This is a genomic window from Nocardia sp. NPDC058497, from assembly GCF_042720195.1.
In the GTDB taxonomy this organism is placed as follows: Bacteria; Actinomycetota; Actinomycetes; order Mycobacteriales; family Mycobacteriaceae; genus Nocardia.
On the sequence record NZ_JBHXMY010000210.1, the window covers coordinates 1 to 9,309 of the forward strand.

Consider the following 9,309-nt stretch of genomic DNA (forward strand, 5'->3'; position numbering starts at 1 on the left):
ATCCTGGACAGTGCGGTCACCATCTGGTCGGCCGGCTTCAGCGTTCCCGACCTGGCTTTCCGGAGCGGGCTGAGCACTGACGCGGCCGGTCGACTGCTCACCGATGAGACACTGACCAGCATCGATGACGAGCGCATCGTCGCGGCCGGCGATTCGTCGGCACCATCGGACCTGCCGTTCCGGATGAGCGCCTACAGCGCGTACAGCCTCGGCGCGCACGCCGCCGACACGCTGCTGCATCGGATCGCGGGCGAACCTGTGACGCCGATCGACATGTCGTTCCCCGCGATGTGCCTGAGCTTCGGCCGCAACGCCGGGATCTACCAGATCGGCCGCAAGAACGAGACGTCGACCCGCATGTACGCCAGCGGATCGATCGGCCGCAAGCTCAAGGAATTCGCCTGCTCAGCCGGGATCACGCACCTGCTGACCGAGGCGGCCAAGCCCGGCTCGCACCACTGGTTCAAGGACGGCAAGTACCGCCCTGCCTTGCTGGCCGAACGCGCGAACACAGCGATTCCGGTCGCCTAGGACCTGTGGTAATTCCGTGAGCATCCCATCCGAGCCTGACGGGCCGACGTGTCGGTCCGTCAGCGCTCGCGAGGCGACCGAAGCCTTCCTTGCCAACCGCAGCCTGCTGTTCACCGTCGCCTATGAGATGCTCGGATCCGCTGCCGGCGCCGAGGACGTGTTGCAGGAGACGTGGTTGCGCTGGCACACAGTCGACGTCGACCAGGTCAACGACGCGCGCGCCTATCTGGTACGGACGATCACCCGTCTCTCGCTCAACCACTTGCGGTCAAGCAAGCGCCGTAGGGAAGTCTACGTCGGCGTGTGGCTGCCCGAACCGCTGTTGACCGCACCAGACGCCGTGCACGATCTCGAGCTCGCTGAGAGCTTGTCGATGGCGCTGATGCTTGTCCTCGAGACACTCACACCGACCGAGCGTGTGGTGTATGTCTTGCGCGAAGCGTTCGACCTCGGCTACGACGAGATCGCCGACGCGGTCGGTAGGCCCGCTGCGACGGTGCGTCAGATCGCGCTCCGCGCCCGCCGCCATATCGCTGTTCGCCGCCCACATCGGACGGTCTCGGCAGCTGCAGCCCGCAAAATGACGGAATCGTTGCGGCGCGCCCTCGAAACCGGCGACCCTCAGCTGCTGCTCGATGTCCTTGCCCCCGATGTCGTCCTCGTCAGCGACGGTGGCGGGGTCAAACGGGCCGCCGTCCGGCCGATCACCGGCGCCGCGAAGGTGGTTCGCTTCATCACCGGTGGGCTCGGTAAGAACGCCGTCACGCTGACTTGCGAACCAGTGACCGTCAATGGAAACGCGGCGCTGGCTGTCCACGTCGACGGCGAGTTCGACGGCATCCTCGCCATCAGTGTCGAGGGCGACCACATCACCGGTCTCTACTTCGTCCGCAATCCAGCCAAATTGACCCACACCAAATCCGAGAACCCGCTGACCCTGCGGTGAACAATCTCCACTGAATAGGAAAACCCATGAACATCAGCATTTGGATCGCGACCGGACTGCTCGCCGTTGTCGCTCTCGGTGGGGGAATCTCCAAAACTTTCATTCCCCAGACGAAGCTTGCCGCCCAGCGCGGCGGCGAATGGGCCCGCGCTGTCAGTCCCGGCTTCATCAAAGCAATTGGAATCGCCGAACTACTCGCCGCAGCGGGACTGATCCTGCCCGCCGTGCTCGATATCGCGCCGATCATGGTTGCGGTCACCGCGACGTGCTGGGTGGCGCTCATGATCGGCGCCATGATCACCCACGGCCGCCTCGGCCAAATCGCGCTGGTCGCGGTCAACGCTGTCTACCTAGCGGTCGCTGTCTTCGTCGCTTGGGGTCGTTTCGCCCTCGAACCGTTCACCGGCTGAGCAACGGTAGATCCTCCAGTCGGCTGCGTTCGCCAGCCGCTGGGGTCGCGCCCGCAGATCAGAACGTAAGCACCGGTGGCGGCGAGGTGTCGGGCCAAGGCGAAGCCGACTCCGCTGTCGCCGCCGGTGGCAGCATGGGAAGTTACGGTCGTTGCAAGGAAGAGGAGGCCCGCCATGGCTGAGGAAGCGCAGCGCGATAAGAGCAGGGCGTTTGCTGAACTCTCGCGGACCTTGGGAATCCTTGCTGTGCTGTCGTTTTGTCTGATGGTCGCGGCTTTTGTGTTTGTCGCCTTCAGCGACGAAGAGTGGTACTTCTGGATAACCTTGATATCGGTCGCACCGGTTTCTTGCGCGGGGGTGCTGCTCGGGTTCTTCGCCGTGACCCTCGGCATCGGCGCGCAGGTCAAAGTGCGGAGGGGGACCGGAACTGGAAAACGAGTGGCGTCCTTAGGCATTACCTTGGGCGCCATTGCGCTTACGTTAGAAGTCGGCTCAATGCTCCTGGTCTGGTTCGGCTGATAATATTCTTTGCTGATATCCCGATTGCGAGCAAAATGATCGCGACATGCAGTGGCCGACGGCATTTCACCGACTCCGCCGCATCCGGTGGCAGCGGGACAGTCCCGGTTGAATCAGGCGCAGGCGGGTGAGCTTGGTGGCCTAGTTTCCTGCGCCGGAAATGCGGCGACAGTATCGAGCCAGGGACTCCAGGATCTCCTCGGCGGTCTTGGTCCAGAGAAACGGGCGGAGGTGCGCGTTCCACTCCGCGATCCAGGAAGGGATGTCCTTCTCTAGCGACTGCACACTGGCGTGAGCACCACGGCGGATCTTCTAGTCGGTCAGGAAGCCGAACCACCGCTCGACCTGGTTGATCCAGGATGATCCGGTCGGGGTGAAGTGCATGTGGAACCGGGGATGACCGACATCGGGCACAGCGACGCGCACCTGCTGCGCACTGACCGCGCGGCCGATCATTCGCCCGAACAATGGGCCAGGGCGATCATCGAGGATGTGCCCGCCGAGATGCGGATGAGGCTCGAACAGGCGTGGAGCTCTATCGATTTGCGCTTGGCTCCGGGCGGCACTGAGCGCACCGTCGCGGGGTGGGCAATCGTGCGCACCGGCCCCGATCACGCCCTGCTGCAAGCGGAGTCCGCGCTCGGTTTCGAAGGACAGCTGCTATTCCGATGCGATGAAAAGGGTGTCCTTCTGGCAACTTTCGTCCAGTTTCACGACCCGGCCGCATCGGCCGTGTGGGATCGAGCGTTGCCGTCACACCTGATGTTCGTGCGTTCACTGATGGAGGCACGTGCAGACACCAACGAGTGAACCGCGTCGCTCGTTGTCACGCAGGCTCGTCACGCGGTGTCTTATGCCCGAACTTCGCAGTAAAAGGAGAAACACCATGACCGCAAGCACCGAAGTGGTCGTCATCGGTGGCGGATACGCAGGCGTGATGGCCGCCAACCGCATGAGTCAGCGCGAAAACGTCACTATGACGCTGATCAACCTGATCTACGCGATCACCGGCGCGCAATGGCCCCACCATCACCGTCGCCCATCGACAACAGCGTTCGGATAGCGGATCCGGAAGGGCATCCGCCGCCCGCACGACCAGATTCCCGCACCACGGCGCGGAAAACCCCATCGTGATGGCCTGTTCGGCGCAACTGCCATGGCCCGCCGCGATGACGCCGGCCGCGATCTGGCCATAGGCGGGAACCGGCCGCAGTCTACGGTCAGGCGGGCCAGGTGAATTCGGGGTCGGTGATGTAGTCCCGGCGGCGGGCGTCGAGGGCCATGGCGACCATCTGATGCGCGCCGGGTCCGATGACTCTGCGCAGCGGCGGGTTCGGGTCGTCGACGAGGGCCAGCAGGCCGGCGGCGGCGACTTCCGGTGCGGGTTCGGCCCATTCGTTGTCGGCCGCCGGTTCGGACGCGGTGTCCTCGGCGGCGGGGGCCGACATGTCCGGGTAGTCCGGCGTGCCGAGAATGGATTCGCGGACCGCGGAATACGCCGGGATACCGTCGGCGAACTTCATGCTCGACTTGGCCCAGTCGGTGTCGAAGCCGCCCATCTGGGCGAGGGTGACCTTGACGCCGAAGGGGCGCAGTTCGTCGGCGAGGGAGGCGCTGAAGCCTTCGAGCGCCCACTTGCTGGCGTTGTACATGCTGAACAGCGGCAGGGAGCCGACCGCGCCGACCGTCGAGATCTGCACGATGTGGCCGGACGCCTGCGCGCGCAGATACGGGAGCGCGGCCTGTGAAACCCACAGGGCACCATAGAAGTTGGTGTCCATCTGGTCGCGGATCTGGGTTTCGCTCAGTTCCTCGAGCGCGCCGACGAGTCCGTAGCCGGCATTGTTGACGAGGACGTCGATGCGGCCGGTGACGTCGAATGCCTTGGCCACGGTGGCGAATACCTGATCGCGGTCACGCACGTCGAGGGGCAGCACCGTGAGTCGCGCGTCGGTGAGGTCGGACATGGTGTGCGGGTCGCGGGCGGTCGCGACGACGGTGTCGCCGGCGGCCAGGGCCGCGACGGTGAACGCGCGGCCGAGACCGCGATTGGCGCCGGTGATGAACCAGGTTCTGGGCAACGGAAATTCCTTTCGTGTGGATGAGCAACTCTTCAGCATCGGTCAGCAGATCCCAACTCGGTGAACTGAACGGTGCTGTAGCGGTAGTCGTGGCCGTCAGCGCTCTGCGGATCGCGGTGCTCGAGCGACCGTTTCGCGGACGGCCTCGGCGACCGCACGGAAGTCCTTGCGGAGGATCTTGGAGTGGTTGCTCGGGACCTTCGCGCTCACCGTGATGTTCGGATTGCGGGCGAGCACCGGGTCGAGCGAGGCGCGCACCGCCTCCATCTCCTCTTGGCCGCCACCGAGATTCGCGCCCGTGGCGAGCACGTACCGCACCGGGTCGGCGACCCGGTCGAGCACCGGTGCGATGGCGGCGACCAGCTCGTTGATCTCGATATTGACCTCGGCGTGCTCGTCGGCGCTCATCCGCGCGGCCATGCCGAACGGGCGGGTCAGCGGGAGAACGAATCGCATGCGGCGGAACAGCTTCCGGATTCGTTCGCGGCCTTCCTCGCCGGTCAGGCCGTAGGGCATCGCACCGTCCACGCACACCACACCGACGGTGCGGCCGGGGTTTCGCTCGGCCCAGTGCACCGCGGTCGTCGCACCGTAGGACCAGCCCACCAGGATCGGCCGGTCGGTCACCCCGCGGGCGGCCAGGACGGCGTCGACATCACGCACGCACGCCTCGAAGGAGTAGTCGGCCGAGGTCTTCGACTTGCCCCTGGCCCGTTCGTCGAAGGTGATGTGGCGGAAGCCGGTTCCGAGTTCGTCGATCACCGGCCGCCAATGCGACTGGTCGGCGTAGGCGCCGTTGAGGTAGACGACGGTCCGGCCGGTGCCTCCGGTGTCGGTCACCGCGAGCGCGGTGTCGTCGACGGTGACCATTCCGGTCCAGGCGGAAGTGGTCGAGGTGGTGACGGTGTTCATCAGAGTGCTCCGTGTGGGTGCGGCGTGGGTGGACTTCGAGGCCGGGCCGACGTTGCCGGTGTGTGCGCGGGTCATGAGCACTCCTCCACTTCTGGAACGAGACGTTGCGTCTCGTTGATGAAGAGAACTCTGCACCATGCCCGCCCGGCTTGTCAAGACGAGACGTGTCGTCTTGTCAAAGTTCGTGCTATGACCCCTCGAACGCCCCGACCTGACCAAGGACTTGGAGGCCATACTCCGCGCCACCGTTAGTCTGCGGACATGGATGCTGCCCCGGGGGTACATCAGATCTGCGATCGGTTCGTCGACGAGTACGCGGCGGCCGATCCGGTGATGGCGACTCTGTTCGGTCTCGCCGGGCATGAGGATCGGCTGACCGACTATTCGGCTGCGGGACATGGGGTTCGGGTGGGAATCGCCCGGAAGGCGTTGCGCGCCATGCTGGCGACCGAGCCGATGACAGACAGCGAGCGGGTCGCGAAAGCGGTGTTCTGTGAGCGCATCGGGGTCGAGATCGAGACGCAGGAGGCCGGTCTCCGGCTCGCCTCGCTCAATGTGATCGCCAGCCCGGTCCAGGACATCCGGATGGTGTTCGATCTGATGGCCACCGGCACGGGCGCGGAGTGGGCGGTGATCGCCGCGCGGCTCGGACAGGTGCCCGAAGCCCTTCTCGGCGTGCGGGCTTCGCTGCTGGTGGCGGCTGACAGCGGCCGGATATCCGCGCGGCGGCAGATCGACAAGACCGCCGAGCAGGCCGAGACGTGGGCGGGATGCCGCGGTGACGTGGGTTTCTTCACCGCCTTGATCGCCGGTGCTCGCGGCGTGGCGGATGCTCCGCTGGATGAGCTGGAACGGGCCGCGCACGCGGCCGAGTCGGCCTATGCCGAGTTCGCCGGATTCTTGCGCGCCGAGCTCGCGCCGCGGGCTCCCGTCCTGGATGCGGTGGGCGAGAATACCTATCGGCTCTGGTCGCGCTATTTCACCGGGGCCGACGTCGATCTGCGGGAAGCCTATGCCTGGGGGTGGCGCGAGTTCTCCGGGATCGAAGCCGAAATGCGCGCTGTCGCCGCGCGTATCGCTCCGGGCGCGACACTGGTCGAGACAGCGGCGGTGCTCGACGCCGATCCGAAGTATCGGCTGCACGGGGTGGCGGTGTTCGAAGCATGGTTGCAGCGCACCTCGGATGCGGCGCTGAAGGCTTTGCGCGGCACTCACTTCGACATTCCCGATGAGATCGCCCGGCTGGAGTGCAAGATCGCGCCGCCGGGCGGTGGTGTCGGCGCGTACTACCTCGGGCCGAGTGAGGACTTCCGGCGGCCGGGGCGCATGTGGTGGTCGCTGGAGCCGGGCAAGGAGCAGTTCACCACCTGGCGTGAGGTCAGCGTCGTCTATCACGAAGGTGTGCCGGGCCATCACCTGCAGGTCGCGACCGCGGTTCTCGCGGCGGACACGCTGAACAGGTACCAGCGGATGCTGTCGTTCGTCGACGGGCACGGTGAGGGCTGGGCGCTCTACGCCGAGCGGCTCATGCACGAACTCGGCTACCTGAGCGATGACGGAAATCTGTTCGGCATGCTCTGCGAGCAGCTGCTCCGCGCCGCGCGGGTGATCGTGGATATCGGCATGCACCTGGAGTTGGAGATTCCGGCGGGTACCGGATTCCACGAGGGGGAACGCTGGACACCGGACCTCGGGCTGGAATTCCTGCTGACCCGCACGCTGACCGAGCCGGCCAGGGCGCGGTTCGAGATCGACCGCTACCTGGGCTGGCCTGGTCAGGCGCCCGCGTACAAATTGGGTGAGCGCGGATGGCTCGCCGCGCGTGACGAGGCGCGGGCCCGCGCGGGAGAATCCTTCTCGCTGAAGGCATTCCACACCCGCGCGTTGCGAATGGGTGGAATGGGCCTGGATACGCTGCGCGCGCAGCTCGCCGACAGGGAAGGCTGACGGTCACCCGGACAGTCCGATCACTGCCATCCAGCTGGGATATCGGCTGAATTCGACGCGGTCGGAATTATCGCGGTGACGAAGATCGGAGGGCGGTCCGTCGCAGCTCGGCCCGCAACTGCAGGAAGCGGAACAGTCCTGGCCGGCCGACGACGGCTTCGTAGCGGTCGACGACCTCATCCACGAAGACGGGGACGTCAACGGCGGGTAGACGGGCGGTCCAGTCCGCGAATCCGACCGTGCACCAGCGGGCGAAGGCTTCGCGTGAGCCGAAGTCCCATTCTCGGTCGGTCACGGATTGCGCGGTGACCTCGAGGTCCGCACGCGCCGCGATCGAGGTCAGCGCGTCGGGTTCGATATGCACGTAGGGGCGCGCGAATTCGGCGAACGCTGCCGACCAACGACCATCTCTGGTGACCGCCATCGCGATGTCCTCGACGCTCGGGCGAGGTCCGCCGCAGACATACTGCACGAGCACCCGTCCGCCGGGAGCGAGTGCCGCGGCGATGTGCCGGTAGGCGATCTCCTGGTCGGCAACCCAGTGCAGCGCGTTGAACGAGACGACGAGGCCGAAGTCGCGGGTGAAGGTCATCGTCGTGACATCGCCGACCTGGAAGTCGACGTTGGTGAGCTGGTCGTCGGCCGTCCGGGCCGCCTCGATCATCCGCGGCGACGGGTCGATGCCGAGCACGGAACCCCCGGGCACCCGCGCCGCGATCAGGCGCGTCACAAAGCCGTCGCCACAACCCACGTCGAGCACGTTCTCGGCACCCGCCACCGCGACGGATTCCACCGCGTCCGTCGCCATCGCACGCTGGAGTCCACTGATGTTGGCGTAGCCCGCGCCGTCCCAGTCGGCCATCGGCTACGACCCGCCCTGCGGCGGAATATCCCGCTTGACCGGCGGGGCGTCGTCCGGGGCGAGGTACGCACCGATCTTGCGGAACAGCGCGTCACCCCCGTTCGAGTAGCCGCCCGAGGAGCTGAACGCTTCGGGCAGGAAGGTGACGGCGACCGCGATCGCGATCTTCCGCGACGGCAGGTAGGCGTTGACCGCGGCGCCGCCGTAGAACAGTGGGTTCTGGTAGGACCAGTCGCCGGTGAGCCACAGGCCGAGACCGTAGGTCTGGAAATCGTCGAGCGGGCGGCAGTTGACGCAACCGGGCACCGCTGTCGTCTTGCCGCGCAGGTCCGTGGTCGTCATCACCCGGTACGACTGCTCGGACAGCAGTTCGCCGCTGCCGATGGCGACGGCACTTCGCGCCAGGTCGTAGATGTTGCTCGTCTGGATAGCGCCGTGGCTGATCGTCCACGACGGATTCCAGTAGGTCGATTCCTCGTAGAACGGGACGTCGGGCGCCAGTTCGAAGTACTCGCGTCGTTCCGAGGTGAACGAGTGCAGGACCGGCTCGGGGATATAGGGCGTGAGGTTCGGCACCGTGTTCTTCAGGCCGAGCGGGCCGAGGACCTTCTCCTGCAAGGCATCCGCGAGCGATTTACCGGTGACCTTCTCCAGCGCCAAGCCGAGGAGGACGTAGTTGGTGTGGGCGTAGGCCCAGTTGGTTCCGGGCTCGAACCACAGTGGGTCGTCGATCGCGAGCGCGAGTTGTTCCTGGGTGGTCCACGCCTTGTACGGATCCGCGTAGGCGATCTCCGCGAATTTCTCGTTCCCGAGCACGAAATCGTGATAGCCCGAAGTCATCTGGGCCAGCTGACGCAGATTCACGCGGTCGGCCTCGGGAATGTCGGGCAGGTATTTCGAGAGCTTGTCGTCGAGGCTCAGTTTCCGCTCGTCGGCCAGGATCAGCAGCAGGGTCGACACGTAGGAGATCGCGACGGCGCCGTTGCGGAAGTGCATATCGGTGGTGGCGGGCACGCCCGTCATGGACTCGCCTCGGGCCTCGGTGACGATCTCTTCGCCGTCGACCGTCACGCGCACGATCACCGACTTCAGGTGCGCTTC

Annotated in this window: 10 protein-coding genes and 1 pseudogene; 7 read left to right on the top strand and 4 right to left on the bottom strand. The window is 65.9% G+C overall.

The window, feature by feature from the left end; genetic code table 11:
• The 6 genes and pseudogenes from ACFWPJ_RS16125 to ACFWPJ_RS16150 form a co-directional block, all read left to right on the top strand.
• A pseudogene (locus ACFWPJ_RS16125) lies at positions 1-531 on the top strand (FAD-dependent oxidoreductase); the annotation flags it as partial.
• A 16-nt stretch (positions 532-547) separates the two neighbouring features.
• Positions 548-1,477, top strand: coding sequence for an RNA polymerase sigma-70 factor (locus ACFWPJ_RS16130; RefSeq protein WP_378851980.1), 930 nt, complete (start codon positions 548-550; stop codon positions 1,475-1,477).
• Positions 1,478-1,503: 26 nt separating this feature from the next.
• On the top strand, positions 1,504-1,887 hold the full coding sequence (locus ACFWPJ_RS16135; RefSeq protein WP_378851983.1) for a DoxX family protein: 384 nt from the start codon (positions 1,504-1,506) through the stop codon (positions 1,885-1,887).
• 174 nt (positions 1,888-2,061) lie between these two features.
• Positions 2,062-2,406 (top strand): hypothetical protein, encoded by a 345-nt coding sequence (locus ACFWPJ_RS16140; protein ID WP_378851985.1) that lies wholly within the window; start codon positions 2,062-2,064, stop codon positions 2,404-2,406.
• Between the two features lie 396 nt (positions 2,407-2,802).
• Positions 2,803-3,216, top strand: coding sequence for a hypothetical protein (locus ACFWPJ_RS16145; RefSeq protein ID WP_378851988.1), 414 nt, complete (start codon positions 2,803-2,805; stop codon positions 3,214-3,216).
• A gap of 76 nt (positions 3,217-3,292) precedes the next feature.
• Complete coding sequence (locus ACFWPJ_RS16150) at positions 3,293-3,469, top strand: hypothetical protein (protein ID WP_378852005.1); 177 nt, start codon at positions 3,293-3,295, stop codon at positions 3,467-3,469.
• A 157-nt stretch (positions 3,470-3,626) separates the two neighbouring features.
• On the opposite strand, the gene ACFWPJ_RS16155 is transcribed toward ACFWPJ_RS16150, so the two are convergent.
• Together ACFWPJ_RS16155 and ACFWPJ_RS16160 are read right to left on the bottom strand one after the other, a co-directional pair.
• On the bottom strand, positions 3,627-4,487 hold the full coding sequence (locus tag ACFWPJ_RS16155) for an SDR family NAD(P)-dependent oxidoreductase (protein WP_378851991.1): 861 nt from the start codon (positions 4,485-4,487) through the stop codon (positions 3,627-3,629).
• A 96-nt stretch (positions 4,488-4,583) separates the two neighbouring features.
• The gene (locus ACFWPJ_RS16160; protein WP_378851994.1) at positions 4,584-5,474 is read right to left on the bottom strand and encodes an alpha/beta fold hydrolase; all 891 of its coding nucleotides are present in this window, start codon (positions 5,472-5,474) and stop codon (positions 4,584-4,586) included.
• A 186-nt stretch (positions 5,475-5,660) separates the two neighbouring features.
• On the opposite strand from ACFWPJ_RS16160, the gene ACFWPJ_RS16165 reads away from it, so the two are divergent.
• Positions 5,661-7,346: a DUF885 domain-containing protein gene (locus ACFWPJ_RS16165; RefSeq protein WP_378851997.1), complete on the top strand. Its 1,686-nt coding sequence runs from the start codon at positions 5,661-5,663 to the stop codon at positions 7,344-7,346.
• Positions 7,347-7,413: 67 nt separating this feature from the next.
• Here the strand turns inward: ACFWPJ_RS16165 and ACFWPJ_RS16170 are convergent, their stop codons facing one another.
• On the bottom strand, positions 7,414-8,208 hold the full coding sequence (locus ACFWPJ_RS16170; protein WP_378852000.1) for a class I SAM-dependent methyltransferase: 795 nt from the start codon (positions 8,206-8,208) through the stop codon (positions 7,414-7,416).
• A 3-nt stretch (positions 8,209-8,211) separates the two neighbouring features.
• Positions 8,212-9,309 (bottom strand): serine hydrolase domain-containing protein (locus ACFWPJ_RS16175; protein WP_378852002.1); only part of this gene is annotated, 1,098 nt, incomplete at its 5' end.

Coding starts and splice junctions, on each gene's coding strand:
- ACFWPJ_RS16150 (WP_378852005.1), top strand. CDS start 3,293: ATGACCGCAAGCACCGAAGTGGTCGTCATCGGTGGCGGATACGCAGGC.
- ACFWPJ_RS16160 (WP_378851994.1), bottom strand. CDS start 5,474: ATGACCCGCGCACACACCGGCAACGTCGGCCCGGCCTCGAAGTCCACC.
- ACFWPJ_RS16165 (WP_378851997.1), top strand. CDS start 5,661: ATGGATGCTGCCCCGGGGGTACATCAGATCTGCGATCGGTTCGTCGAC.
- ACFWPJ_RS16170 (WP_378852000.1), bottom strand. CDS start 8,208: ATGGCCGACTGGGACGGCGCGGGCTACGCCAACATCAGTGGACTCCAG.
- ACFWPJ_RS16145 (WP_378851988.1), top strand. CDS start 2,803: ATGACCGACATCGGGCACAGCGACGCGCACCTGCTGCGCACTGACCGC.
- ACFWPJ_RS16135 (WP_378851983.1), top strand. CDS start 1,504: ATGAACATCAGCATTTGGATCGCGACCGGACTGCTCGCCGTTGTCGCT.
- ACFWPJ_RS16140 (WP_378851985.1), top strand. CDS start 2,062: ATGGCTGAGGAAGCGCAGCGCGATAAGAGCAGGGCGTTTGCTGAACTC.